Source organism: Streptomyces sp. TE5632 (assembly GCF_054061295.1).
In genome coordinates, this window is record NZ_JBSSEA010000003.1 from 32,935 (window position 1) to 59,547 (window position 26,613).

Annotated in this window: 23 protein-coding genes; 2 read left to right on the forward strand and 21 right to left on the reverse strand. The window is 70.4% G+C overall.

Annotated features, from left to right (window positions below; all coding sequences use genetic code 11):
• Window positions 1–2 precede the first annotated feature (2 nt).
• From aroC to ACVW19_RS05225, 12 genes are all read right to left on the reverse strand, one after another.
• A complete protein-coding gene (gene aroC / locus ACVW19_RS05170; protein WP_457457033.1) occupies window positions 3–1,187 on the reverse strand; it encodes a chorismate synthase in 1,185 nt (394 codons plus the stop codon).
• Window positions 1,188–1,464: 277 nt separating this feature from the next.
• Complete coding sequence (locus ACVW19_RS05175; RefSeq protein ID WP_457457035.1) at window positions 1,465–2,304, reverse strand: shikimate dehydrogenase; 840 nt, start codon at window positions 2,302–2,304, stop codon at window positions 1,465–1,467.
• Window positions 2,285–4,045, reverse strand: a complete 1,761-nt coding sequence (gene mltG, locus ACVW19_RS05180) for an endolytic transglycosylase MltG (RefSeq protein ID WP_457457037.1) — start codon at window positions 4,043–4,045, stop codon at window positions 2,285–2,287. Before mltG ends, ACVW19_RS05175 begins: the two co-directional genes overlap by 20 nt.
• A 124-nt stretch (window positions 4,046–4,169) precedes the next feature.
• The gene (gene ruvX, locus ACVW19_RS05185) at window positions 4,170–4,634 is read right to left on the reverse strand and encodes a Holliday junction resolvase RuvX (protein ID WP_457464450.1); all 465 of its coding nucleotides are present in this window, start codon (window positions 4,632–4,634) and stop codon (window positions 4,170–4,172) included.
• A 44-nt stretch (window positions 4,635–4,678) separates the two neighbouring features.
• Window positions 4,679–7,348, reverse strand: coding sequence for an alanine--tRNA ligase (gene alaS, locus ACVW19_RS05190; protein ID WP_457457039.1), 2,670 nt, complete (start codon window positions 7,346–7,348; stop codon window positions 4,679–4,681).
• On the reverse strand, window positions 7,348–7,719 hold the full coding sequence (locus ACVW19_RS05195) for a hypothetical protein (protein ID WP_457457041.1): 372 nt from the start codon (window positions 7,717–7,719) through the stop codon (window positions 7,348–7,350). The genes alaS and ACVW19_RS05195 overlap by 1 nt, the downstream gene beginning before the upstream one ends.
• Before the next feature lie 7 nt (window positions 7,720–7,726).
• Window positions 7,727–8,170 carry a DUF948 domain-containing protein gene (locus ACVW19_RS05200; protein ID WP_279337050.1) on the reverse strand — a complete coding sequence of 148 codons (444 nt, stop codon included), beginning with the start codon at window positions 8,168–8,170 and terminating at the stop codon, window positions 7,727–7,729.
• Between the two features lie 236 nt (window positions 8,171–8,406).
• Window positions 8,407–9,021, reverse strand: a complete 615-nt coding sequence (gene rpsD, locus ACVW19_RS05205) for a 30S ribosomal protein S4 (protein WP_279337049.1) — start codon at window positions 9,019–9,021, stop codon at window positions 8,407–8,409.
• A gap of 330 nt (window positions 9,022–9,351) precedes the next feature.
• Entirely contained in the window at window positions 9,352–10,707 is a 1,356-nt protein-coding gene (locus ACVW19_RS05210) for a replication-associated recombination protein A (protein ID WP_457457044.1), read from the reverse strand.
• Between the two features lie 43 nt (window positions 10,708–10,750).
• Window positions 10,751–11,410: a vitamin K epoxide reductase family protein gene (locus ACVW19_RS05215; RefSeq protein WP_457457046.1), complete on the reverse strand. Its 660-nt coding sequence runs from the start codon at window positions 11,408–11,410 to the stop codon at window positions 10,751–10,753.
• Between the two features lie 317 nt (window positions 11,411–11,727).
• Window positions 11,728–12,990, reverse strand: a complete 1,263-nt coding sequence (hisS, locus tag ACVW19_RS05220) for a histidine--tRNA ligase (RefSeq protein ID WP_457457048.1) — start codon at window positions 12,988–12,990, stop codon at window positions 11,728–11,730.
• A gap of 12 nt (window positions 12,991–13,002) precedes the next feature.
• Window positions 13,003–13,713, reverse strand: coding sequence for an MBL fold metallo-hydrolase (locus ACVW19_RS05225; protein WP_457457049.1), 711 nt, complete (start codon window positions 13,711–13,713; stop codon window positions 13,003–13,005).
• Between the two features lie 204 nt (window positions 13,714–13,917).
• Here ACVW19_RS05225 and ACVW19_RS05230 point away from each other — a divergent pair, with 204 nt between their 5' ends.
• Together ACVW19_RS05230 and ACVW19_RS05235 are read left to right on the forward strand one after the other, a co-directional pair.
• Window positions 13,918–14,739, forward strand: a complete 822-nt coding sequence (locus ACVW19_RS05230; RefSeq protein ID WP_457457050.1) for a peptidylprolyl isomerase — start codon at window positions 13,918–13,920, stop codon at window positions 14,737–14,739.
• A gap of 137 nt (window positions 14,740–14,876) precedes the next feature.
• Window positions 14,877–16,106 carry a DUF349 domain-containing protein gene (locus tag ACVW19_RS05235; RefSeq protein ID WP_457457052.1) on the forward strand — a complete coding sequence of 410 codons (1,230 nt, stop codon included), beginning with the start codon at window positions 14,877–14,879 and terminating at the stop codon, window positions 16,104–16,106.
• Between the two features lie 110 nt (window positions 16,107–16,216).
• Here ACVW19_RS05235 and ACVW19_RS05240 read toward each other — a convergent pair whose 3' ends face one another.
• From ACVW19_RS05240 to ACVW19_RS05280, 9 genes are all read right to left on the reverse strand, one after another.
• Window positions 16,217–18,784 carry a RelA/SpoT family protein gene (locus ACVW19_RS05240; RefSeq protein ID WP_457457054.1) on the reverse strand — a complete coding sequence of 856 codons (2,568 nt, stop codon included), beginning with the start codon at window positions 18,782–18,784 and terminating at the stop codon, window positions 16,217–16,219.
• Window positions 18,785–18,979: 195 nt separating this feature from the next.
• The gene (locus ACVW19_RS05245) at window positions 18,980–19,528 is read right to left on the reverse strand and encodes an adenine phosphoribosyltransferase (RefSeq protein WP_457457056.1); all 549 of its coding nucleotides are present in this window, start codon (window positions 19,526–19,528) and stop codon (window positions 18,980–18,982) included.
• The gene (gene secF, locus ACVW19_RS05250) at window positions 19,525–20,652 is read right to left on the reverse strand and encodes a protein translocase subunit SecF (RefSeq protein WP_457457058.1); all 1,128 of its coding nucleotides are present in this window, start codon (window positions 20,650–20,652) and stop codon (window positions 19,525–19,527) included. Before secF ends, ACVW19_RS05245 begins: the two co-directional genes overlap by 4 nt.
• A 3-nt stretch (window positions 20,653–20,655) precedes the next feature.
• Entirely contained in the window at window positions 20,656–22,458 is a 1,803-nt protein-coding gene (gene secD, locus ACVW19_RS05255; RefSeq protein WP_457457060.1) for a protein translocase subunit SecD, read from the reverse strand.
• Between the two features lie 128 nt (window positions 22,459–22,586).
• Entirely contained in the window at window positions 22,587–23,096 is a 510-nt protein-coding gene (yajC, locus tag ACVW19_RS05260) for a preprotein translocase subunit YajC (protein WP_457457062.1), read from the reverse strand.
• Between the two features lie 165 nt (window positions 23,097–23,261).
• Window positions 23,262–24,332 (reverse strand): Holliday junction branch migration DNA helicase RuvB, encoded by a 1,071-nt coding sequence (gene ruvB / locus ACVW19_RS05265; RefSeq protein ID WP_457457064.1) that lies wholly within the window; start codon window positions 24,330–24,332, stop codon window positions 23,262–23,264.
• Between the two features lie 104 nt (window positions 24,333–24,436).
• A complete protein-coding gene (gene ruvA / locus ACVW19_RS05270; protein ID WP_457457066.1) occupies window positions 24,437–25,045 on the reverse strand; it encodes a Holliday junction branch migration protein RuvA in 609 nt (202 codons plus the stop codon).
• Entirely contained in the window at window positions 25,042–25,599 is a 558-nt protein-coding gene (ruvC, locus tag ACVW19_RS05275) for a crossover junction endodeoxyribonuclease RuvC (protein ID WP_457457067.1), read from the reverse strand. The genes ruvA and ruvC overlap by 4 nt, the downstream gene beginning before the upstream one ends.
• Window positions 25,600–25,803: 204 nt before the next feature.
• The gene (locus ACVW19_RS05280; protein ID WP_457457069.1) at window positions 25,804–26,556 is read right to left on the reverse strand and encodes a YebC/PmpR family DNA-binding transcriptional regulator; all 753 of its coding nucleotides are present in this window, start codon (window positions 26,554–26,556) and stop codon (window positions 25,804–25,806) included.
• Window positions 26,557–26,613 lie beyond the last annotated feature (57 nt).

A 26,613-nucleotide genomic window follows, 5' to 3' on the forward strand; every position in this document is an offset into this window, starting at 1 on the left:
GGTCACCGGACGGCCAGGTTCTCGAGGTAGGACGTCACGTTGCGGCGGGTCTCGGTGACGCTGTCGCCGCCGAACTTCTCCGCGACCGCGTCCGCGAGGACCAGTGCCACCATGGCCTCGGCGACGATGCCGGCCGCCGGCACGGCGCACACGTCGGAGCGCTGGTGGTGGGCGGCGGCCTCCTCGCCGGTGGCGACGTCCACGGTCCTCAGCGCCCGCGGCACGGTCGCGATGGGCTTCATCGCGGCCCGCACCCGCAGCAGCTCACCGGTGGTCAGGCCGCCCTCGGTGCCGCCGGAGCGGCCCGAGGTGCGTCGGATGCCCTCGTCGGTGGGGACGATCTCGTCGTGCGCCTTGGAGCCGGGCACCCGGGCCAGGTCGAAGCCGTCGCCGACCTCGACGCCCTTGATCGCCTGGATGCCCATGAGGGCGGCGGCCAGCCGGGCGTCGAGGCGCCGGTCCCAGTGCACGTGCGAGCCCAGCCCGACGGGGACGCCGTACGCCAGCACCTCGACCACACCACCGAGGGTGTCGCCGTCCTTGTGGGCCTGGTCGATCTCGGCGACCATCGCCTCCGACGCGTCCGCGTCCAGGCAGCGCACCGGGTCCGCGTCCAGCTTCTCCACGTCGGCCGGGGTCGGGTACACCCCGTAGGGCGCCTTGGCGGCGGCCAGCTCCACCACGTGGGAGACGATCTCGATGCCGGCCGTCTCCTTCAGGTACGACCGGGCCACCGCGCCCAGTGCCACGCGGGCCGCGGTCTCGCGCGCGGAGGCCCGCTCCAGGATCGGACGGGCCTCGTCGAAGCCGTACTTCTGCATACCGGCGAGGTCGGCGTGGCCGGGGCGCGGGCGGGTCAGCGGGGCGTTGCGGGCGAGGCCGGCCAGCACCTCGGGGTCGACCGGGTCGGCCGCCATGACCTGCTCCCACTTCGGCCACTCGGTGTTGCCCACCATGACCGCGACCGGGGAACCGAGGGTGAGGCCGTGCCGGACGCCGCCGAGGAAGGTGACCTCGTCCCGCTCGAACTTCATCCGGGCACCGCGACCGTAGCCCAGCCGCCGCCTCGCGAGATGATCCGCCACCATGTCCGTGGTGATCGGTACGCCGGCGGGAAGACCCTCCAGCGTCGCGACGAGTGCGGGGCCGTGGGACTCCCCCGCGGTCAGCCAGCGCAACCTGCTCAACGGTGCTCCTCGGTACTCGCGCCCTGGTACTGCTCTGCGCACGCGCGTCCTCGCGTACGGCTACGGCGCGACGGGGTGCGCGGCCCCGGCCCGCCGTTTCCGATCCTCCCACGTCCGGGCGGTGCGTCCGGCCGCCGGTCCATCAGACGGACGGGCTGCGGCGGAGCGTAGGCCCCCGAGGAAGTCGGCCCCGCTTCCCTGCCCGTGTCCGGCCGCCCGCGGCCAGGAGAGGCATGCCCCTTCCCTGTTTCACCCCCTGCGGAACCGGGACGGGACCCTATCGGGCCGCGAGAGCGCGCTCGCCTGCTTCTCGCATGACGGCCAGTGGGGCCGGGGAACGCCCCGTCATCTGCTCCACCTGGAGCACCGCCTGGTGCACCAGCAGGTCGAGCCCGCCGATCACGGCGCCGCCGTAGGCCGACCAGCGGGCCGCGAGGACGGTCGGCCAGGGGTCGTAGAGCACGTCGAACAGGGCCACGGGGCGTTCCGGTACGGCTCGGGCGAGGGTGTCGGTGACGCCCGCCGGGGTGGTGGTGACGACCAGCGGGGCGTGCAGGGCCTGCTCGGCATCGTCCCAGTCGGCGATGCGCACCGCGACGCCGAGCCGCTCGGCCCACTGCCGCATCTCGGCGGCGCGGGCCGCGCTGCGGACGTAGACGGCGACCTCGCCCGTGCAGATCCGCGCGAGCGCGGCCAGCGCGGACGAGGCGGTGGCTCCGGCGCCGAGGACGGCCGCGGTGTCCACCTTCTCGATGCCGTGCTCGCGCAGGGCCGCGACCATGCCGGGGATGTCGGTGTTGTCGCCGGTCCGGCGGCCGTCCTCGGCGAACACGACGGTGTTGACCGCGTCGACCGAGGCCGCGGTCTGGCTGATTTCGTCCAGCAGCGGGATCACGGCCCGCTTCAGCGGCATGGTCAGCGACAGCCCGGCCCACTCGCGTCCGAGCGTCCCGAAGAAGCCCGGCAGGGCCCGCTCGTCGACCTCGAACCGGTCGTACGTCCACTCCCTCAGCCCCAGCTCCGCGTACGCGGCACGGTGCAGCACCGGGGAGAGGGAGTGTGCGATCGGCGAGCCGAGAACGGCGGCGCGGCGACGGTCAGTTGCCCGAGCTGGCATCGAACTTGTCCTTCAGCTTCAGGAAATCGTCGTGCGTCCTCGCGAACTCGGTCTTGCTTATTCCGTCGGTGGCCACGAAGTAGATCCAGCCGTCCTTGGTCGGCTTCAGGGCCGCGGTCAGCGCGTCGTCACCGGGGTTGCCGATGGGGCCGGGCGGCAGTCCCTTGCGCGTGTAGGTGTTGTACGGGTCCTTGTTGCTGTTGATCGCGGACTCGCTGATGTGGATATTGCTCTGCTTCTGCAGGTAGTTGTACGTCGAGTCGAACTGCAGCAGTTGGTTGGTCTCGGTGTTGGTGGGCTTGAGGCGGTTGTAGATGACCTCGGACATCTTGCGGAAGTCGTCGTGGGTCTTTCCCTCGGCCTGCACCAGACTGGCGACCGTGACCAGTTCCCACGGCCCTTCGAGACCGAGGCTCTCGGCCTTCTCCGGGAACTGCAGTTCCTCGTACTTTTCAGTGGCCCGGCCCACCATCTCCTTCAGCACGTCCGCGGGCTTCGCGTCCTTGCCCACCGCGTAGCTGGAGGGGTAGAGGAAGCCCTCCAGCGGGTCCTTGACGTCCCCGCCGTTCACCGCCCAGTCGGGCAGGCCGAGCTTCTTCCAGTCCTTCTCGGCGACCTTCGCAGTGGTCCCGTCGTCGAGCTTGAGGCGTTTGTCGATGCGCTCGTAGACGGTGTCGTTGCGCAGGCCCTCGGCGATGATCAGGTTGTCGCGGCTCTTCGGGCTGAGCATGAGCTCGAGGGCGGCGTCGGCCGACATCTCCTTCTCGAGCGTGTAGACGCCGTCCTGGAGGCTCCCGCCCTGCGGGTTACCGGCCTGGGCCGCGATGAAGGCGTCGACGCTTTTCACCACACCGGCGTCCTTGAGCACCTTCCCGATCTGGTTGCCCAGGGCCCCCTTGGGGATCGTGACGGTGACCTGCTCGCCGTTCCCGTCGCCCGCGAAGTCCGGGGCGCTGCCGAAACGATCCTGGAAGAACTGCCAGCCGAAATAGCTCACACCGGCCAGACCGCCGCCGAGGACCAGCACCACCACGAGGCAGGCGGATCCGTTGCGCCGCTTCTTGTCCTTGGCGCCCTTGGCTCCCTTATCGGCCTTGCCGCTCTTGCCTCGGCGCTCGCCGCGGCCGCGGCGAGCGCCCTGATCGTCGTCATCGCCGTCGTCGTCGCCGTCGTCGGCGTCCGAGAAGAAGGCGTGTTCGCCCTGGTCGGGCCCGGGGTCCCAGTCGGTGTCCGGCTCCGGGTCCGCCTCCCGCTCCGGCCGCCGCTCGGGCTCGGCGTTCCGGTGGGCCGGGGGCTCCGGCGGCGGGTAGGCATCCGGTGTGCCGTAGTAGTCGGACTGCTGGGCGCCGTACGCACCGCCCTGCTGCCCGTACGGGTCCGTCGGATCGGCCGCCGCGTACGGGTCCTGCGGCTGGCCGCCGGTGTGCCAGCCGCCGGTGTCGTACGGCTGCTGGCCGGGCTGCTGCATCTGCTGAGGGGCGTACTGCTGGTCGTACTGCTGCTGACCGTACTGCTGCTGGTCGTGCTGCTGCGGGTACTGCTGCTGGCCGTATCCGCCCTGCTCGGCGCTGCCCCAGTCGCCGTACTGCTGTTGCGGGTAATGCTGTGCTTGGCCCTCGTAGGGGGACTGCTGACCCGGCTGGGCCTGCTGGGCCTGCTGCCCGGTCCACCCGCCGTCGCCGTACAGCGGGTCGTCCGGGTGCCACGGTTCGGAGCCTTGGCCCCGGCCATACTCAGTCATCGATCCCCTAGAGCCGCGAGGCGGCGGTCGCGCGGCTGTGGGGGCGCCGGGACCCGTCCCGCCTCTCTCTGTGCGGCGGCTGTTCGAACGCCACCGCATCGCGCGGAACGTTACCGTACCGCGATCACCTCGCCACTTCGACGCCCTCACCGGGTGGTTTGCCTGACACCCGTTCGGATTCGAGTGCCTGCTGGAGGATGATCACCGCGGCGGCCTGGTCGATGACGGAGCGTCCCTTCTTGGACTTCACGCCCGAGGCACGCAGCCCCTGGCTCGCCGTCACCGTGGTCATGCGCTCGTCGACGAGTCGCACCGGCACCGGCGCGATCCCGCGGGCCAGCTCCTGGGTGAAACCGCGGACCTTGGCCGCGGCGGGGCCCTCGCTCCCCTTGAGGGAGCGAGGGAGGCCGACGACGACCTCGATCGGCTCGTACTCCTCGACGAGCTGCCGAAGGCGCCGGTGAGCCGCCGGGACGTCCCGGCCGGGGACGGTCTCGACCGGGGTGGCGAGGATCCCGTCGGGGTCGCACGAGGCGACCCCGATACGGGCGTCCCCGACGTCGATCGCGAGCCGGCGCCCCCGGCGCATCGCGGGGCCGTCCCCGCCCGGCGTGGGGCCGGCCACGGGCTCGTTCACTTGGCCGTGTCCGCCACGAGCCGCTCGACGGCGTCGACGGCTTCACCGACGGCGGCCGGGTTCTGGCCGCCGCCCTGGGCGACGTCCGGCTTGCCGCCGCCACCGCCACCGAGGGTCTTGGCGGCCGTGCGGACCAGGTCACCGGCCTTGAGGCCGCGCTCGCGGGCGGCCTCGTTGGTGGCGATCACGGTGAGGGGCTTGCCGTTGTTGACCGTGAACAGGGCGACGACGGCGGCCCGGCCGCCCTGGATGCGGCCGCGTACGTCCAGCACCAGCTTGCGCAGGTCGTCGGCGCCGGTACCGTCCGGCACCTGCCCGGTCACCAGGGCGACACCGTGGACGTCCTTGGCGGACTCGGCGAGACCCGCGGCGGCCTGGAGCACCTTCTCCGCGCGGAACTTCTCGATCTCCTTCTCGGCGTCCTTGAGCTTGCCGAGCATGGCGGAGACCTTCTCCGGGAGCTCCTCCGGGCGGCCCTTGATCAGCTCCTGGAGCTGGGCGACGACCGTGTGCTCGCGGGCGAGGAAGTTGTAGGCGTCCACGCCGACCAGGGCCTCGATGCGGCGCACACCGGAGCCGATGGAGGACTCGCCGAGCAGCTTGACCAGGCCGAGCTGGGCGGTGTTGTGCACGTGGGTGCCGCCGCACAGCTCCTTGGAGAAGTCGCCGATGGTCACCACGCGCACGCGCTCGCCGTACTTCTCGCCGAACTCGGCGATGGCGCCCTGCTTCTTGGCCTCGTCGATCCCCATGACGTCGGCACGCACGTCGAGGTCGCGGGCGAGCACCTCGTTGATCTTCTGTTCGACGTCGGTCATCACGGCCGTCGGAACGGCGGACGGCGAGCCGAAGTCGAAGCGGAAGCGGCCGGGCTGGTTCTCGGAACCGGCCTGGGCGGCCGTCGGGCCGAGGGCGTCGCGCAGGGCCTGGTGGGTGAGGTGGGTGGCGGAGTGGGCGCGGGCGATGGCCTTGCGGCGGCGGTCGTCGATGGAGGCGTGGGCCTTGGCTCCGACGGTCACCTCGCCGACCTGGACGACGCCCTTGTGGACGTACACGCCCGGAACCGGCTTCTGGCAGTCTCGGACCTCGATGACGGCACCGGAGTCGGCCCTGATCCGGCCGGTGTCGCCGATCTGGCCGCCGCCCTCGGCGTAGAACGGGGTGCGGTCGAGGACGATCTCCACCTCGTCCCCCTCGGTGGCGGCCGGTGAGGAGACGCCGTCGACGAGGATGCCCACGACGGTGGACTCGCCCTCGGTGTCGGTGTAGCCGGTGAAGTCGGTGGCACCGGCCCGGTCGGCGATCTCGCGGTAGGCGCCGAGGTCGGCGTGGCCGGTCTTCTTGGCCCGGGCGTCGGCCTTGGCCCGCTCCCGCTGCTCCTTCATCAGCCGCCGGAAGCCGTCCTCGTCCACGGACAGCCCCTGCTCGGCGGCCATCTCCAGGGTGAGGTCGATCGGGAAGCCCCAGGTGTCGTGGAGCAGGAAGGCCTTGTCGCCGGCCAGGACCGCGCCACCGGACTGCTTGGTCTCGGTGACGGCGGTGTCGAGGATGTTGGTGCCGGCCTTCAGCGTCTTGAGGAAGGCGTTCTCCTCGGCGACGGCGACCTTCTCGATCCGCTCGCGGTCGGTGATCAGCTCGGGGTACTGCTGCCCCATCATCTCGATCACGACGTCGATGAGGTCCTTGACGACCGGGCCGGTGGCGCCGAGGAGGCGCATGTTGCGGATGGCGCGGCGCATGATGCGGCGCAGCACGTAGCCGCGGCCCTCGTTGCCGGGGGTGACACCGTCGCCGATGAGCATCACGGAGGTGCGCATGTGGTCGGTGACCACGCGCAACGAGACGTCGGAGGCCCGGGCGTCGCCGTAGGACACGCCCGTCAGCTCGGTGGCCTTCTTGATGACGGCCATGGAGGTGTCGATCTCGTACATGTTCTGCACGTCCTGCAGAATCATGGCGAGCCGCTCCAGGCCGAGGCCCGTGTCGATGTTCTGGCTCGGCAGGTCGCCGAGGATCGGGTAGTCCTTGCCCGGCCCCTCGCCCCGCTCGTACTGCATGAAGACGAGGTTCCAGATCTCCACGTACCGCTCGTCGTTGACTGCGGGGCCGCCCTCGACGCCGAACTCGGGGCCGCGGTCGTAGTTGATCTCGGAGCAGGGACCGCAGGGGCCGGGGACGCCCATGTCCCAGTAGTTGTCCTTCTTGCCCAGGCGCTGGATGCGCTCCTCGGGCACACCGACGACGTCGCGCCAGATCCGCTCGGCCTCGTCGTCGTCCTGGTAGACGGTGATCCACAGACGCTCGGGGTCCAGGCCGTAGCCGCCCTGCTCCTGGGAGCTGGTGAGCAGCTCCCAGGCGAGCTTGATGGCGCCTTCCTTGAAGTAGTCGCCGAAGGAGAAGTTGCCGCACATCTGGAAGAAGGTGCCGTGCCGGGTGGTCTTGCCGACCTCTTCGATGTCGGGTGTGCGCACGCACTTCTGGACGCTGGTGGCGCGGTCGAAGGGCGGCTTGACCTCGCCCAGGAAGTAGGGCTTGAAGGGCACCATGCCGGCCGGGACGAGCAGCAGAGTCGGGTCGTCCGCGATGAGCGACGCCGAAGGGACGACGGTGTGCCCGCGCTCCTCGAAGAAGCTCAGCCAGCGGCGGCGGATCTCGGCCGACTCCATCAGTGGTCCTCATTCCGGTTGTACGGGTGCGTCAGGTACGTCGAGCCCTCGACGTACCGGGAGTTGTGCTTCGGGCTGTTGCGGTTCTCGATGGCGGCGTACCGGCGGGCCTCCGGGAGTTCCCGGTCGGCGGGGGCGTCGAGGCCGAGGGCGTCGCCCAGTTCGGCCTCGCGCCGGGCCATGTGGTCGCGGACGTCGAACGCGAAGTCCACTGCCCGGTCCTTGAGCCGGCCGCCCGCCTCGATCGCCTTGTTCGCCGCGGTCACGGCGAGGTTCTCGGGGGTCAGCTGCTTCAGCTTGCGGTTGACCTTGGTGGTGGCCCACACCCCGGCGGCGACGCCGGTGCTGAACCAGAAGGTACGGCGGAACATCGCTGCGTCAGTCCTTCTTTCCCCGGGTGCGCCCCGCCCGCCGCATGCCCGGGACGGCGCGGCCCACGATCACGGTGCGTCCCGGTGTCCTGGCGGACGTGTCCTCCTTGCGGCCGCTGACGGCCCGGCGCACGCCGTAGCCGAAGGCGGCGACCTTGACCAGCGGGCCGCCGAAGGTGGAGGCGACGGTGGTCGACAGCGCGGAGGCGTTGGAGGTGACCTCCTGGACGTCGGAGGCGATCGCGTCGACCCGTTCGATCTGGGTCTGCGCGGAGCGCACCGCCGAGGAGGCGTCCGCCAGCAGCGGGACGGCCTGGTCGGTCACGTCCGCCACGAGCTTGGTGGTCGCCCGGAGCGTCTGGGCCAGCCTCGCCAGTGCGACGGCGAGGAAGGAGACCAGGATCGCCCAGAACACGGCCACCAGGATTCCGGCCACCTCTCCACCGGACACTGTGTGCACCTGCTCCCTGAGAAACGTGCCTGCCGCATCGATAGACATCGACGGACACCGAGAACGTCAAGAAATTCGTGCACCGAGCCTATCGCGCCGGTGGCGGGACTCCGTACCTGATTACCGTCCGGCGGGGTCGGCACGTCGCGGCCGGGGCGCCCATGCAGCAGCCCGCCGCCCCGCCCGCCCTGAAGGGCGGGGAGACGGCGGGCTGAGGTACCGCCTGCCTGCTGGGGTCAGCGGGCGTAGAACTCGACGACGAGCTGCTCGTCGCAGATCACCGGGATCTCCTTGCGGTTCGGCTCACGGTCCAGGCGGAACGCCAGGGCCTTGAGGTTCACCTGGAGGTAGCGCGGGGTCTCGCCGTCGGGGGCGAAGCCACCCTCGCGGGCGATCGTGAAGAGCGTCTTGTCCTTGCTGCGCTCACGGACCTGCACGACGTCGTCCGGGCGCAGGAGGAAGGAGGGCTTGTCGACCTTCTTGCCGTTGACCTGGATGTGGCCGTGGGTGACCATCTGACGGGCCTGGTAGATCGTGCGGGCGATGCCCGAACGCAGGACCAGGGCGTCGAGACGGCGCTCGAGCTCGATGACGAGGGCGTCACCGGTCTTGATCGTCGTCTTGGCGGCACGCTCGTACGCGCGCACGAGCTGGCGCTCGCTGATGTCGTACTGGGCGCGCAGGCGCTGCTTCTCCAGCAGACGGACCTTGTAGTCCGAGTTCTGCTTGCGGCCGCGGCCGTGCTCACCCGGCGGGTAGGGGCGGGCCTCGAAGTACTTGACGGCCTTCGGGGTCAGCGCGATGCCGAGGGCACGCGACTTCTTGACCTTGGGGCGGGGCTGATTCGCCACTGTCTCTGTCTCTTTTCCAAAGTTTCCGGCTCACCAGGGTTAAGGGAGGTCGCATCCGCAGCCGGGGAAACCCCGCGGGTCCTGTCGGACCTGCCGGGCAGCCGCTCCCCTGATCTGGGCACATACGTGCAGCACGCGAGTGGCCCACCGACCGCTCCCGGGGCTCCGGGTGGTGGCGGGCTGCCCGCGACACCGTTCGACGGTGCGCGACGCTCCTGGAGATCCATGCCCCAGGGGCATGCCTCCGGCTGGTTGTCCCGCTCTGGTGATGCCGGTTTTCCCTTGCGGGGCCGGACACGGGACGCAGCTTCGGAAGATTCTACAGGGTGCTCACGGCTGCTTCCGACCGAGGTGCTTCCTGGTCCACTCCACCGCGTCGGCGTACCGCGCCTCGGCTCCGTGCCGGGTGGGCTCGTAGTACGCGCGGTCCTTCAGGGCGTCCGGGGCGTACTGCTGGCGCGCGATGCCCTCGGGCAGGTCGTGCGGGTACACGTACCCCTGCGCGTGGCCCAGTTTGGCCGCGCCCTTGTAGTGCCCGTCACGCAGATGCGGCGGCACGGTCCCGGCCAGTCCCTTGCGCACGTCGTCCAGGGCGGCGCCGATCGCGGTGGTGGCCGCGTTGGACTTGGGGGCCAGGGCGAGGGCGATGGTGGCGTGGCTCAGGGTGAGGGCGGCCTCGGGGAAGCCGATCATGGCGACGGCCTGGGCGGCGGCGACCGCGATCGGCAGCGCGTTCGGGTCGGCGAGGCCGATGTCCTCGCTGGCGGAGATCATCAGGCGGCGGGCGATGAAGCGGGGGTCCTCACCGGCCTCGATCATCCGGGCCAGGTAGTGCAGGGCGGCGTCGACGTCGGAACCGCGGATGGACTTGATCAGGGCGCTGGCGACGTCGTAGTGCTGGTCTCCGGAGCGGTCGTACTTCACGGCGGCCCGGTCGACCGTCTCCTCCAGGGTGGCCAGGGAGATCGCCGTCTCACCCTTGTCCAGCGCGGCCCCCGCGGCGGCCTCCAGGGCGGTCAGGGCGCGGCGGGCGTCCCCGCCGGCGATGCGCACCAGGTGGTGCCCGGTGTCCTCGGGGAGGGCGACGGCGCCCTTCAGGCCCCGTTCGTCGCCGAGCGCGCGGTGCAGCAGGCCGCGGACGTCGTCGTCGGTGAGGGGTTCGAGGGTGAGCAGGAGGGAGCGGGAGAGCAGGGGGGAGATGACCGAGAAGTAGGGGTTCTCGGTGGTCGCGGCGATCAGCGTGACCCAGCGGTTCTCGACCGCGGGGAGCAGGGAGTCCTGTTGGGCCTTGCTGAAACGGTGGATCTCGTCGAGGAAGAGGACGGTCTCCGTGCCGTACCCGCCGGAGGCGCGGCGGGCGCCGTCGATGACCGCGCGGACCTCCTTGACGCCCGCGGTGATCGCCGACAGCTCGACGAAACGCTTGTTGGTGGCCTTGGAGACGACGTAGGCCAGGGTCGTCTTGCCGGTGCCGGGAGGCCCCCACAGGAACACCGAGGACGGGCCCGCGGGGCCCGAGGCGCCCTCGCCGACCAGTCGGCGCAGGGGTGAGCCCGGCTTCAGCAGATGCTGCTGGCCCACCACCTCGTCGAGCGTGCGCGGGCGCATCCGCACGGCGAGGGGGCTGCCGGTCGGGTCCTTCTGCTGGCGTTCTTCTGCTGCGGCGGTGAACAGGTCGGGCTCCACGTCGGCAACCCTAAATGACCGCACCGACAACGCGGCGGGCCCGTCAGCTGATCCAGAAATGCCACCAGCGGGTCAGGATCAGCATGCCGATGACGCCGATGTGCAGCACCGGCATGACCCAGGTGAACTCGCCGAAGAAGCTCTTCAGCCAGCCGGGGGCGGGCAGGAAGCCCTTGCGGACGTTGAACGACGTCACGTACCAGAACATGATGATCGTGGCGACCCAGGCCAGGCAGCACCACAGGCACAGGGCGTTGATCCGGTACAGGGACTGGAACATCAGCCAGGCGCAGAAGCCGGTGCCGAACAGGGTGCCCGCGTTGAGGGTGAGCCAGTACCAGCGGGGGAAGCGGGCTCCGGCGAGCAGGCTCATGCCGACGCAGACGACGATGCCGTAGGTGACCAGGCCCAGCATCGGGTTGGGGAACCCGAAGACGGACGCCTGGTCGCTCTCCATCACGCTGCCGCAGGAGACCACCGGGTTGAGACTGCATCCGGGGACGAACGTCTCGCCCTTGACCTTGGCCTCGAGCAGCTTGAACTTGTCCAGCGTGATGACCCACGCGGCCAGTACGCCGGCCGCGCCGGTGATGACCAGGAGCAGGGCGAACGCGCGGCCGGCGCCCTCGCGGGGCGGCCCGGACGCGGGTCCCGGCGAAGGCTCGGGCACGGTGGAAACGTCCTTCACAGTCGTCTTGCTCATCACGCCGATTCCGTCACGGGGAAGTGTGGACCTGCTTCGGGCAGGGCCATTGTGCCGCACGTACCTGTGAACCCACCGCCCACCGGTCGCAAGAACACACGAGTTACCCCTGCGGGTGCTCGGTTTCGGCCGCTGTCTGTGCCATGACCGCACACATGCCCCAGCCGGGTTCCCCGTTCGGGCGAATCGGCGCCCCCCCGTGTTCCCGGGGTTCCCGGCATTGACGGTTCCCGGCATTGACGCCGAAGGCACCGGGTGCCGCAGGGGCACACCGACGCCTCCGTGGCGCGCGGTCCGCGCGTGGCCGCGTACGGGGGTCAGCCGAGCCGTGCCTCCAGCTCGGCCACGATCTCGTTCACGCCGACCGCGGTCTGCTCGCCGGACTCCATGTCCTTGAGCTGGACGACGCCCTCGGCGAGGTCGCGCTCGCCGAGCACCAGGGCGTAGCGCGCGCCCGAGCGGTTGGCCGCCTTCATCGCCGCCTTCAGGCCCTTGCCACCGTAGGCGAAGTCGGCGGCGACGCCGTTCTTGCGCAGTTCGGTGACCTTGGCGAACAGCACCCGGCGGGCCTCGTCGCCGAGCGGGACGGCGAACACTCTGGTGGTGGCGGGGAGCTCGAGTTCGACGCCCTCCGCCTCCAGGGCCAGCACGGTGCGGTCGACACCGAGCGCCCAGCCGACGGACGGCAGCGCGGGGCCGCCGATCATCTCGGAGAGACCGTCGTAGCGGCCCCCGCCGCCCACCGCGGACTGGGAGCCCAGACCGTCGTGGACGAACTCGAAGGTGGTGCGCGTGTAGTAGTCCAGGCCGCGCACCAGCCTCGGGTCGTCCTCGAACGCGACGCCCGCGGCCGTGATCAGCTCGCGGACCTCCTCGTGGTACGCCTTGCAGGCGTCGCACAGGTAGTCGCGCAGCAGGGGGGCGCCGGTCAGCTGCTTCTGGACCGACTCGCGCTTGTCGTCCAGGACGCGCAGCGGGTTGATCTCCGCGCGGCGCAGGGTGTCCTCGTCCAGGTCAAGGCCGCGCAGGAAGTCCTGCAGTGCGGACCGGTAGACGGGGCGGCACTCCTTGTCCCCCAGGGAGTTCAGCAGGATGCGGAAGTCCCTGAGTCCCAGGGAGTGGTACGCCTGGTCCGCCAGGATGATCAGTTCGGCGTCCAGCGCCGGATCCTCGGCACCGATCGCCTCCGCGCCCACCTGGGAGAAGTGGCGGTACCGGCCCTTCTGGGGGCGCTCGTAGCGGTAGTACGAGCCGGAGTACCAGAGCTTGACCGGGAGGTTGCCGGCCTTGTGCAGGTTGGCCTCCAGGGCCGCGCGCAGCACGGAGGCCGTGCCCTCGGGCCGCAGGGCGAGGCGGTCGCCGCCCTTGGTCTCGAAGGCGTACATCTCCTTGGTGACGATGTCGGTGGACTCGCCGACGCCGCGCGCGAACAGCTCGACGTTCTCGAAGCCGGGTGTCTCGATGTAGCCGTAACCGGAGTCGCGCAGCGGGGCGGCGATGGCCTCACGGACGGCGAGGTACTTGGCGCTGTCCGGCGGGATCAGGTCGTACGTGCCCTTGGGGGCCTTGAAGGTGCTCACGGAAGTCTCTCGTCACATTCCTCGTCGGGGGGCGTCCACATCCGCTCCCTGGCCGGCGGCCACCTGCCGCAGGTACGGGTTGGTGGCGCGCTCCTGGCCGATGGTCGTCTGGGGTCCGTGTCCGGACAGCACCACGGTCGAGTCGTCGAGCGGCAGGCACACACGCGCCAGCGAGTCGAGCAGGTCGGCCATGTCACCGCCGGGCAGGTCGGTGCGTCCGATGGAGCCGGCGAACAGCAGGTCGCCCGAGAAGAAGACCGGCGGGATGTCCGCCGCCTCGGGCAGTCCGAAGGTCACCGACCCCTTGGTATGCCCCGGCGCGTGCGCGACCGTCAGCTCCAGCCCGGCCAGTTCGAGTTTCACGCCGTCGGCCAGCTCCTTGACGTCGTCCGGCTCCCCCACGGTCAGCTCGCCCATCAGCGGCATCCCGATGGAGCGGCCCAGGGCCTTCTCGGGGTCGCTCATCATGTACCGGTCCTCGGGGTGGATCCAGGCCGGTACGTCGTGCGCCCCGCACACGGGGACGACGGAGGCCACGTGATCGATGTGACCGTGGGTGAGGACGACGGCCACGGGCTTCAGCCGATGCTTGCGGACCGCCTCCTCCACTCCCGGGGCGGCCTGATGGCCGGGGTCGATGATCACGCACTCCTCACCGGCGGCGGGGGCGACGAGATAACAGTTCGTCCCCCAGGCCCCGGCGGGGAACCCGGCAATGAGCACGATCGTCCTTCGTTGTGTCGAGGGTCGTGTCGACGGTTGTGTCGATACGGGAGGCTTGCGACGGGGCTCGCGCCCGCCGTCAGAGCCTACCGGCGCTGCCGATCCCACAGCGAACCCATATACGGTACGGGGCACACGCAGACGGTCGGTCCGCCGCAGGCACGCGTACCGGTCGGCACACGAGACGCATGAGGAGTAAACCCGGTGGTCAGCCAGGAACAGCGGCGGCGTCAGCTCGCGCGGGAGAAGTTCTTGCGGCAGCAGCAGCGCCGCACCCAGGCACGGCACAAGGCGCGGATCCGCAACTCGGTGATCGCTTCCGCGCTCGGTGTGGTCCTGATCGGCAGCCTCGCCCTGTACACGACCGGGGCGTTCGAATCGGACGGGGACAAGGCCAACGCGAGCGCGGAGGTCACGCCGAGCGCCGAGGCGCCCAGCAAGGCGCCCGACCCGTGCGAGAAGCCGGCCGGGGGCGAGGTCGCGTCGAAGACCTGGAAGAAGGAGCCGGCGATCTCCATCGACGAGTCGGCGAAGTACACGATGACGCTCGAGACGACCTGCGGCACGATCGACATGGCGCTCAAGGCGTCGGCGGCCCCGCACACCGTCAACTCGTTCAACTTCCTCGCCGACAAGGGCTACTTCGACCACAGCAAGTGCCACCGGCTCACCACCAACGGCATCTACGTGCTGCAGTGCGGTGACCCGACGGGCACCGGCACCGGCGGTCCCGGCTACACGATCCCGGACGAGAACCTGAAGGACGAAAGCCTGAAGGACAACACGTACCCGGCGGGCACCGTCGCGATGGCGAACACCGGGCAGAAGGACAGCGGCGGCAGCCAGTTCTTCCTGGTGTACGAGGACAGCCCGCTCCCGCCGAGCTACACGCCGTTCGGCACCGTCTCGGAGGCCGGCATGAAGGTCCTGAAGAAGATCGCCGCCGCCGGTGACAGCACCGGAGCGGGTGACGGCGCGCCCAACGCGACGGTCGTGATCGACAAGGCGACCGTCACCGAATCCTGACCGCCCAACTGCGGAATTTCGGTCGCGCGGGATGCGGACAGGTGTCCCGCCGGTCGCCTATGTTGGCCGTGACGAAAACTGTGGACGATGCCCGGGGGTAGCAAAGCCCTCCGCAGGCATCATGTGGAGGAGGCGCTGTGAGCAGCGACCCGTGGGGCCGCGTCGACGAGACGGGCACCGTGTACGTGCGTACGGCCGACGGAGAACAGGTCGTCGGTTCCTGGCAGGCAGGCTCCCCCGAGGAGGCCCTGGCCTACTTCGAGCGCAAGTACGAGGGCCTGGTTGTCGAGATCGGCCTCCTCGAGAAGCGAGTGAAGACCACCGACCTGTCCTCGAAGGACGCCATGACGGCGGTCGAGCACCTGCGGGAGCAGGTCGACGCCCATCACGCGGTCGGTGATCTGGCCGCCCTGCGCGTGCGTCTGGACAAGCTCGTGGAGCTGGTGGACAAGCGGCGCGAGGAGCGCAGGGCGCAGCGGGCGAAACAGTCCGACGAGGCCCGTCAGGCCAAGGAGACGCTGGTCGCCGAGGCGGAGGAGCTGGCGGGCTCGGACCAGTGGCGGGCGGCCGGTGAGCGGCTGCGGGCGCTGGTGGACACCTGGAAGGGGCTGCCCCGGCTGGACCGCAAGTCCGACGACGAGCTGTGGCACCGCTTCTCGCACGCCCGGTCGGCGTTCTCCAAGCGGCGCAAGCAGCACTTCGCGCACCTGGACGCGCAGCGCGAGGAGGCCCGCAAGACCAAGGAGCGTCTGGTCGCCGAGGCGGAGGCGCTGTCGAACTCCACGGACTGGGGTGCGACGGCGGCACGCTACCGGGACCTGATGGCGGAGTGGAAGGCCGCGGGCCGCGCCCAGCGCGAGCACGAGGAGGATCTGTGGAACCGATTCCGCGGCGCCCAGGACGTCTTCTTCGCCGCCCGCGGCTCGGTCTTCGCCGAGCGTGACGCGGAGCAGGCGGAGAACCTCAAGCTCAAGGAGGAGCTGGCCGAGGAGGCCGAGAAACTCCTGCCGATCACGGACCTGAAGGCCGCCCGTGCCTCGTTCCGCGCGCTCAACGAGCGCTGGGAGGCCATCGGCCATGTGCCGCGGGACGCCCGGCCGAAGGTCGAGGGCCGGATGCAGACCGTGGAGCGGGCCATGCAGGAGGCCGAGGAGGCCGAGTGGCGCCGGACCAACCCGGAGGCACGCGCGCGTGCCGAGGGTCTGACCGGTCAGCTCCAGGCCGCCGTGGACAAGCTGAGGGGCCAGATCGAGCAGGCGCGGGCGCAGGGCAACGAGGCCAGGGCCCAGAAGCTCGAGCGGGAGCTGGAGGGCCGCCAGGCGCTGCTGGACCAGGCGCTGAAGGGACTGCAGGAGTTCGGCGGCTGACGACGGTCGCCGCGCGCTGAGAGGGGGCTCCCGTACCGGGTGTACGGGAGCCCCCTCTTGCGTGTCCTTCGCGGCTTGCGGGCCGGGCGTGTCCTTCGTGCGCGGCGGGTCTACCGGTTGCGGGCCGAGGTCACCCGGTACACGTCGTAGACGCCCTCCACGCCCCGTACCGCCTTCAGGACGTGCCCGAGGTGCTTCGGGTCGCCCATCTCGAAGGTGAAGCGGGAGGTGGCGACACGGTCGCGGGAGGTCTGGACGGCCGCGGAGAGGATGTTGACGTGCTGGTCGGACAGCACGCGCGTGACGTCCGACAGCAGCCTGGAGCGGTCCAGCGCCTCGACCTGGATGGCGACCAGGAAGACCGAGGACTGGGTCGGCGCCCACTCCACCTCGAGGATGCGCTCGGGCTCCCGGGACAGCGAGTCGACGTTCACGCAGTCGCTGCGGTGGACCGAGACACCGCTGCCGCGGGTCACGAAACCGATGATCGGGTCACCGGGGACCGGCGTACAACAGCGGGCCAGCTTGACCCAGACGTCGTCGACGCCCTTGACGACGACACCGGGATCGGCGCTGGTACGGCGCTTGCGACCGCGGCCGCGGGCCGGCGGCACCGACTCGTCGATCTCCTCGGTGGCCGCCTCCTCCCCGCCGAGGGCCTGCACCAGCTTCTGGACGATGTTCTGCGCCGCGACATGGCCCTCGCCGATCGCCGCGTAGAGCGCGGAGATGTCCGAGTAGCGCATCTCGTGCGCCAGCGTGACCAGCGAGTCGCCGGTGAGGATGCGCTGGATCGGCAGGTTCTGCTTGCGCATCGCGCGGACGATGGAGTCCTTGCCCTGCTCGATGGCCTCGTCGCGGCGCTCCTTGGAGAACCAGGCGCGGATCTTGTTGCGGGCGCGCGGCGACTTCACGAAGCCCAGCCAGTCCCGGGAGGGGCCCGCGCCGGCCGCCTTGGAGGTGAAGACCTCCACCAGATCGCCGTTGTCCAGGGTCGACTCGAGCGGTACGAGACGGCCGTTGACCCGCGCCCCGATGGTGCGGTGGCCGACCTCGGTGTGGACCGCGTACGCGAAGTCCACCGGGGTGGCGCCCGCGGGGAGCGCTATGACGTCGCCCTTGGGCGTGAAGACGAAGACCTCGTTGCGGGACAGGTCGAAGCGCAGCGACTCCAGGAACTCCCCGGGATCCTCGGTCTCCTTCTGCCAGTCGAGGAGCTGCCGCAGCCACGCCATGTCGTTGATGGCGGCAGAATCCTTGCCGGCCTTGCCTGCCGCCTTGGGCACGTCCGTGCGGACCTTGGAGGCTCCGGCGACGGCCTCCTGCTTGTACTTCCAGTGCGCGGCGATGCCGTACTCGGCGCGGCGGTGCATGTCGAAGGTGCGGATCTGGAGCTCGACGGGCTTGCCGCCGGGGCCGATGACCGTCGTGTGCAGCGACTGGTACATGTTGAACTTGGGCATCGCGATGTAGTCCTTGAACCGGCCGGGGACCGGGTTCCATCGCGCGTGCACCGTGCCGAGGGCCGCGTAGCAGTCGCGGACGGTGTCCACGAGGACGCGGATGCCCACCAGGTCGTAGATCTCCGCGAAGTCCCGGCCGCGGACGATCATCTTCTGGTAGACGCTGTAGTAGTGCTTGGGGCGGCCGGTGACGGTGGCCTTGATGCGTGCGGCCCGCAGATCCTGCTGCACCTCGTCGGTGACGACGGCGAGGTACTCGTCGCGCTTGGGGGCCCGCTCGGCGACCAGGCGGACGATCTCGTCGTACATCTTGGGGTAGAGGATCGCGAAGGCGAGGTCCTCCAGCTCCCACTTGATGGTGTTCATGCCCAGCCGGTGGGCGAGCGGCGCGTAGATCTCCAGGGTCTCGCGCGCCTTCTTCTCCTGCTTCTCGCGCTTGAGGTAGCGCATGGTGCGCATGTTGTGCAGGCGGTCGGCGAGCTTGATGACCAGGACGCGGGGGTCCTTGGCCATGGCGACGACCATCTTGCGCACGGTCTCGGCCTGCGCGGCCTCACCGAACTTGACCTTGTCCAGCTTGGTGACGCCGTCGACCAGCAGGGCGACGGTGTCTCCGAAGTCGCGGCGGAGCTGCTCCAGGCCGTACTCGGTGTCCTCCACCGTGTCGTGCAGCAGGCCGGCCATCAGGGTGGCCGGGTCCATGCCCAGTTCGGCGAGGATCGTGGTCACGGCGAGCGGATGCGTGATGTACGGGTCGCCGCTCTTGCGCTTCTGGCCGCGGTGCCAGCGCTCGGCGACCTGGTAGGCGCTCTCGATCTGGCGGAGCGTGGCGTTCTCGATCTTGGGGTCGTTGCTGCGGACTATCCGCAGCAACGGTTCCAGCACCGGGTTGTACGGGTTGGCGCGCTGCACACCGAGTCGGGCCAGCCGGGCGCGGACGCGGTTGGAGGAACCGGCGCGGGCGGGCTGTCCGGTGTTCGGGCGGGCCATGGGGGCGGAGCGCTCGGGCGACGGTCCCCCCGCTCGAGCGGAGTCGAGAGGCGGGACGGGCTTGGGACGCGGCTGCTCGGGCTTGTCCGCGGCGGCGGCCTGGGCGTGCTGGACCGGCCCGCGCGTGTCGTTCTTCGCGTAGGGCGTGCTGAGCACGGGCTTGGCCGCGGCAGCCGAGTCGGACTCGGGCTTGTCTGCCGTCAGGTGCTGGGCCTCGTCTGGCAAGAGGACTCCTCGTGCGCTTTCCGGGTCCCCCGGCAGGCTCCGGAGCCCCCATGGTAGCCATCCCCGGCCGGTGGCTGCCCTGCGGACCGGTGTGAGGACCGTATACCCGTGAAACGCACGGGGCGGGCACCGGATTCCCCCGGTGCCCGCCCCGTGCGGTGTTCACCGCGCTCCACGCGCGTCCCGCGTCGGCGCTCAGAGCCTGAGCAGTGCCTCCAGCGGGGCACCGGCCAGGGCCGGTTCCACCCTGGCCCGGCCGCCGAGGAAGCCGAGTTCCATCAGCACGGCGAGGCCCACGACCTCGGCGCCGGCCCTGCGGATGAGCCGCACCGACGCCTCGGCGGTACCGCCGGTGGCGAGCACGTCGTCGATCACCAGGACGCGGTCGGTGGCGGTCAGGTCCTCGGCGTGCACCTCGATCTCGGCGGAGCCGTACTCCAGGTCGTACGCCTGGCTGAGGGTGGCTCCGGGGAGCTTGCCCGCCTTGCGCACGGGGATGAACCCGAGGCCGGCCTGGACGGCGACCGGGGCACCGAGGATGAAGCCCCGGGCCTCCAGGCCGACGATCTTGGTGGCGCCGGTGGCTCCGGCGATCCCGGCGAGGGCGTCGCTGAGCACGGCGAACGCCTTGGGGTCGGCCAGGAGCGGGGTGATGTCCTTGAACATCACACCCGGCTCCGGGTGGTCCTCGACGTCCCGGATACGGCTCAGCAGCAGTGCGGAGGCGTCGGTTGTTTCGGTCATCTGCGCTTTCCTGAGGGTCGGCCGCGCCCGCGGTTGCGGGACGCGGGTTGATGGCGTGGCCCCACAACGGCGGGGGCGGCGGGAACGGCGTCCGCCGGCCCGTCGTCGTGGCTGTCGTCGGGCACCCGGATCTCGGCCGGCTCGCCCGTGTCCGTGCCCTGGGCCCGCTTGGCCAGGACACGCTTCCTCAGGGTCCGCATCGACGGCTCGCGCTCCTTGAGGTCGGCGACGAGCGGCGTGGCGATGAAGATCGAGGAGTACGCACCGGCGGCGAGACCGACGAACAGCGACAGTGAGATGTCGTTCAGCATGCCGGCGCCGAGGACTCCGCCGCCGATGAACAGCAGGGCGCCCACCGGCAGCAGCGCGACCACCGTGGTGTTGACGGAGCGGACCAGCGTGCTGTTGATGGAGCGGTTGGCGATCTCACTGTAGGTCCAGCGGGTCTGCTTGGTGATGTCGTGGGTCTGTTCCTTGAGGCTGTCGAACACCACGACCGTGTCGTAGAGCGAGTATCCGAGGATGGTCAGCAGACCGATCACCGTACCCGGGGTGACCTCGAAGCCCACGAGGGCGTAGATGCCGACGGTGATGGTGAGGTCGTGGATCAGCGCGATGAAGGCGGCTACGGCCATGCGCCACTCGAAGGCGACGGCCAGATAGATCACGACCAGGAACAGGAAGATGCCGAGGCCCAGCCAGGCCTTGTTGGCGATCTGCTCGCCCCAGCTGGGACCGACCAGGTCCGTGTTGATCTGCTCGGGGTCGACCTTCAGGTCCTGGGAGAGCTCCGTCTTGATCTTGTCCGAGGCGCCGGTGTCGACGGCCGCGATCTGGATGCGCAGACTGCCGTCACCGAGCTTCTGGACGATGGCGTCGTGGCCGGAGGCCTCTTCCGCGTAGGTCTCGGCCTGGGCGACCGAGGCGCTCATGTTCTTCGGGGTGGTGAAGACCGCCCCGCCCTGGAACTCGATGCCCATGTGGAGGCCGCGCACCGCCAGGCCGACGATGGCCAGGACGGTGATCAGGATGGAGATGCCGTACCAGATCTTGCGGCTCTTGATGAAGTCGTAGCCGACCTCACCGTGGTGCAGTCGGGCGCCGAGAGTACCGAGCTTCGACATCTCTCACGCCTCCTTCGGACGGGAGGGGGCGGAGTGGTGGCGGGTGCGGCGCAGCGGCGGCTTCACTCCCAGGGCCTTCGGATCGAGACCGGACCACTTGTGACCGCTCGCGAAGAACTTCCGGCGGGCCATCAGCGTCAGCAGCGGCTTGGTGAACAGGAACACCACCACGACGTCGAGCACCGTGGTCAGGCCGAGCGTGAACGCGAAGCCCTGGACCTTGCCGACGGTGACGGCGAAGAGCACCGCGGCGGCGAGGAACGAGACGAAGTCGGAGACCAGGATGGTGCGCCGGGCGCGCGGCCAGGCCCGCTCCACGGCGGGGCGCAGGGTGCGGCCCTCGCGGATCTCGTCCCGCACGCGTTCGAAGTAGACGATGAACGAGTCCGCCGTGATGCCGATCGCGACGATGGCACCGCAGACGGCCGGCAGGTTGAGCGCGAAGCCGATGGTCGGGCCGAGCAGGGCCATGATCACGTAGGTGAGGGACGCGGACACCAGCAGCGAGGCGACGGCGATGAAGGACAGACCGCGGTAGTAGACCAGCAGGTACAGGACGACCAGGGCGAGGCCGATCGCGCCGGCGATGAGACCGGCGTGCAGCTGGTCGCCGCCGAGCGCGGCGGTGACGGTGGTGACGCTGTCCTCGCGGAACGTCAGCGGCAGCGCACCGTAGGACAGCATGTTGGCGAGCTCCTCGGCCGACTTCTGCGTGAAGTTGCCGGAGATCTCCGCGTTGCCGCCGGTGAGGGCCTGGCTGACGTAGGGGGCGGAGACGACCTCGCCGTCCAGGACGATGGCGAACTGGTTCTGCGGGGACGGGTTCTGGGCCAGCTTGCCGGTGATGTCGGCGAACTTGCTGCTGCCCTTGCCCGTGAAGTCCATGGTGACGGTCCAGCCGGCACCGGACTGCGTGTTGAGGACGGCCTTGGCCTGGTCGACGTCCGTGCCGTCGACGGCGGCGGGGCCGAGGATGTACTTCTGCCACTGGCCCTGGGAGTTCTGGCCGCAGGCCACGGTCGAGTCGGTGGACTTGGCGCCGTCTCCGGCGGTGGCGCGGGCGCTCGCCTTGGTGCAGTCGAGCGCGGCGTACTGGGCCTGGAGCCCGCTGTCCGTCTCGCCCGGGGTACCGCCCGTGGCGGAGGGGGAAGGGGTGCCCCCTTCCTCGGCCGGGCCGCTGGGGGTCGCCGACGGCGTGGCGTCGGCCTTCAGGGCGTCGGTGATCGCGCGGCCCTGGGTGGTGGAGTTCGCCGACGGGCTGGTGGAGGCGGACGGGGACCCCTTGTCGGTGGTCTTGTCCGTGGCCTTCTCACTCGCCCTGTCGGTGGCCTTGTCCGCTCCGGCGCCCCGGCTCGAGGCGTCACCGGTGGTGCTGGGCGTGGGGGCGACCCCGCCGGCGGCGAGCTCGGTCGCGAGGACCGGGCGGAAGTAGAGCTTGGCGGTGGTGCCGACCTGTTTCCGAGCCTGTTCGGAGTTGGTGCCCTTGGGGATGTTGACGATGATGTTACGGTTGCCCTGCGTTTGGACCTCTGCCTCGGAGACGCCGAGACCGTTGACGCGACGTTCCATGATGGAGACCGCGGTCGCCATGTTGGCCGGGTTGATCGCGGATTCCTGGCCGGCTTCGGGGACCGCCGCCAGCGTGATGCTGGTGCCGCCGGCCAGATCGATGCCCAGACGCGGGGTTTTGTGCCCGGAGGCGAACATGCCTCCGGTGAGCGCCACGATGGCGATCAGGATCAGGGTGAGCGAGCGCCACGGCTTGCTTGTGACGCTCGCCTTGTTTCCCTTTTTGAGTGCAGCCACCTTCGTACTCCCTCTCGGGCCGCCTCGGGCCCGGTCGATGGGCGGGCGGCCATGACTGGTCTGGGGATTCCGTGCGAGCGTGGCGGGTCCCGGGGTGCGCGGGCGGGCCCGCGCACCCCGGGGCTCGACTACTTCGCCCCGGAACCGCCCTCGGACTTCTTCGGCTGCTCGTCCGTCTTCGCCTTGTCGGCGGCGTCGGCCGGCTCGTCGGCCGTGTCAGCCGTTTCCTTCTCGTCCTTCTTACCGAAATCGACCGGCGCGTCGTCGGAGGCGGCAGCGCCGGGGGAGTCGTCGGTCTCGGTGAGGGAGGAGGCGTCGTCGGGGACGACGTCGGCGTCGGACTTCAGGTCGTGCTCGATGCCGTGGACGATGTGGTTGTACTCGTCGTCGCTCAGGACGGCACCGATGGAGTTCTTCGCGAACAGCAGTTCCACGCCGGGGCCGGCGTCGAGGAGGACCGTGTCCTCACTGACCTCCTTGACCGTGGCGTACATGCCCCCGATCGTGCGGACACCGGAACCCGGCTGCATCTGGTTCCGCATATCGATGGCCTGCTGCTGCTTCTTCTTGGCCGACCGGGTCATCAGGAACATGGCCCCGATGAGCACAATGAACGGGAGGAGGGTCAGGAGACTCACGGGTCGGACTTCCTTCACATGACCGCGATGGTGAACGGCCTGTTGGTTGGGGGTGTGTGATGCCGCCTACAAGCGGTGGCATCGGCGGAGTCTAGGCGAGTCCGCGCGCAGGGAACAACGCTCAGCGTGGCACCGGGGTTCCTGTCCCGGCCGGTGCCGGCCCCCTCATGCCCCGAACAAGTCCCCTTGTCCGTTTCCGGTTCCGCGGGAGCCGGGCGGGGTGAGACCGAGATGCGCCCATGCCGCCGGAGTCGCGACCCGGCCGCGCGGGGTACGGGCGAGCAGTCCCTCCCGGACGAGAAAGGGCTCGGCGACCTCTTCCACCGTCTCACGTTCCTCGCCCACCGCGACGGCGAGCGTGGACAGGCCGACCGGTCCGCCGCCGAACAGCTTGAGCAGGGCCTCCAGCACCGCCCGGTCGAGCCGGTCCAGGCCGCGGCCGTCGACCTCGTAGACCGCCAGGGCCGCCGTGGCGATCTCCCGGGTGATCCGCCCGTCGGCCCTGACCTGGGCGTAGTCCCGGACCCGGCGCAGGAGGCGGTTGGCGATGCGGGGCGTGCCGCGGGAGCGGCCGGCGATCTCGGCTGCGCCGTCGGTCTCTATCCCGACCTCCAGGAGACCCGCCGAGCGGTGGATGACCCGCTCCAGCTCTGTGGGCTCGTAGAACTCCATGTGCGCGGTGAAGCCGAAGCGGTCGCGCAGCGGGGGCGGCAGCAGGCCCGCCCGGGTGGTGGCGCCGACCAGGGTGAACGGGGGCAGCTCGAGGGGGATGGCGGTCGCGCCGGGGCCCTTGCCGACGATGACGTCGACGCGGAAGTCCTCCATCGCCATGTACAGCATCTCCTCGGCGGGCCGGGACATCCGGTGGATCTCGTCGAGGAAGAGGACCTCGCCCTCCTGGAGGGAGGACAGGATCGCCGCGAGGTCGCCGGCGTGCTGGATGGCCGGCCCGGAGGTGATGCGGATGGGGGCTTCCATCTCGGCCGCGATGATCATCGAGAGGGTGGTCTTGCCCAGGCCGGGGGCACCGGACAGCAGCACGTGGTCGGCGGTGGCGCCCCGCGCGCGGGCGGCGCGCAGCACCAGGTCGAGCTGCTCGCGGACCTTCTCCTGGCCGATGAACTCGTCCAGGTCCTTGGGCCGCAGGGCGGCCTCGACGGCCTGGTCCTCCCCGTCGGCGACAGATCCCACCAGCCGCTCCGCGGCGGCGGGGTCGGTCGTGTCGTCCCAGTTCACTGAAGTCTCCTAGCCGGGGTGGGGCGGGCGTGCGGGTGTTCCGGCCGGGGCCGGCGGCCCGGGTGCCGTATCTGGCGGTGGTGGTCCGTGGATCGTGGGCCGGACTACCGGGCGCGGTTCAGGGTCTGCAGAGCCGCCTTCAGCAGCGGGCCCACCTGGGGGGTGCCCTCGGCCGCCTCGGCCTGCGGAGTGACGGCGGCGACCGCCTCGTCGGCCTCGCGTGTCGCGTACCCGAGGCCGATCAGTGCGGCGTGCAACTGGTCGCGCCAGCCCGTGGTGCCGGGAGCGGCCGCGGCCGCCGCCGCGCCCACCGGTGCGCCGAGGCGGTCCTTCAGCTCCAGGAACAGCTTCTGGGCACCCTTCTTGCCGATGCCGGGCACGGCGGTGAGGGCCTTCTCGTCGGTGGTCGCGACGGCCCGGCGCAGCGCGTCCGGGGTGTGCACGGCGAGCATGGCCTGGGCCAGGCGCGGGCCCACGCCGCTGGCGGTCTGCAGCAGTTCGAAGACCTGCCGCTCGTCGTCGTCCGCGAAGCCGTAGAGGGTGAGCGAGTCCTCGCGCACGACCAGGGACGTCGCGAGCCTGGCGTGCGCGCCGACGCGCAGCGCGGACAGCGTGTTCGGCGTGCACTGGACGGCCATGCCGACGCCGCCGACCTCGACGACCGCGGCGTCGGGGGCGAGCGCGGCGACCGTGCCGCTGACGAAGGCGATCATGCGGAGCGCCCCTTCGGTGAGTTCGGTGCTGTGGGTGTGCGCGAGGCGTGCAGGGCGGCCGCCTGACGCAGCCGGTTCTGGGCCGGGGCCCGCCAGATGTGGCAGATGGCGAGCGCCAGGGCATCGGCCGCGTCGGCGGGCTTCGGGGGCGCGTCGAGCCGCAGCAGGCGGGTGACCATCGCGCCGACCTGGGCCTTGTCCGCGCGGCCGGAGCCGGTCACGGCGGCCTTGACCTCGCTGGGCGTGTGCAGGGCGACGGGTATGCCTCGGCGCGCGGCGCACAGCAGGGCGACGGCGCTCGCCTGGGCGGTCCCCATCACCGTCCGGACGTTGTGCTGGCTGAAGACACGTTCGACGGCGACGAACTCCGGCCGGTGTTCGTCCAGCCACTGTTCCAGGCCCTGCTCGATGGCGACGAGGCGGTGTCCGAGATCGGCGTCGGCGGGCGTGCGTACGACACCGACGCCGAGCATGGTGAGCGGTCGCCCGGCGACCCCCTCGACCACCCCGACACCGCACCGCGTCAACCCCGGGTCGACCCCCAGCACCCGCACGCCGGCCTCCCCTCTCTCTGCGGCTCATCCGCCGCCGCTCTCGCGGACCTGGCCGATCGCCGTCGGGGTTCCTCGATCGAGGTCACGGTCCGCGTACGGTGATCTTTGACGTACGCCAGGCTATCGGCTGCCACTGACAGGAGCTGCGGGCCGGTGGGGACATGTCCCCACCGGCCCGCTGGAATCGTCGCGCACGCAGCCGCGTCACACGTCGACCTTCTCCATGATCTCGTCGCTCACGTCGAAGTTGGCGAAGACGTTCTGCACGTCGTCGCTGTCCTCCAGCGCGTCGATCAGCTTGAAGATCTTCTTGGCGCCCTCCTCGTCCAGCTCGACCTGCATGGTCGGGACGAAGTTGGCCTCGGCGGAGTCGTAGTCGATCCCCGCGCCCTGCAGTGCGGTACGGACCTCGACGAGGTCGGTGGCCTCGCTGAGCACCTCGAAGGACTCACCGAGGTCGTTGACCTCCTCGGCGCCCGCGTCCAGGACGGCGGCGAGGACGTCGTCCTCGACCAGCTCACCCTTGGGGACGATCACGACGCCCTTGCGGTTGAACAGGTACGACACCGAACCGGGGTCGGCCATCGAGCCGCCGTTGCGGGTCATCGCGACCCGCACGTCCGAGGCGGCGCGGTTGCGGTTGTCGGTGAGGCACTCGATGAGCACCGCGACACCGTTCGGGCCGTAGCCCTCGTACATGATCGTCTCGTAGTCGGCGCCACCGGCCTCGAGACCGCCACCGCGCTTGATGGCGGAGTCGATGTTCTTGTTCGGCACCGACTGCTTCTTGGCCTTCTGAACGGCGTCGTAGAGCGTGGGGTTGCCGTCCAGATCGACACCGCCCATACGCGCGGCGACCTCGATGTTCTTGATCAGCTTCGCGAAGAGTTTGCCGCGCTTGGCATCGAGGACGGCCTTCTTGTGCTTCGTCGTGGCCCATTTGGAGTGGCCGGCCATCTGACTCTCTCCTTCGCGTAACCCAATCCCTGCAACAAACTCCCCCAGGACTCGAAA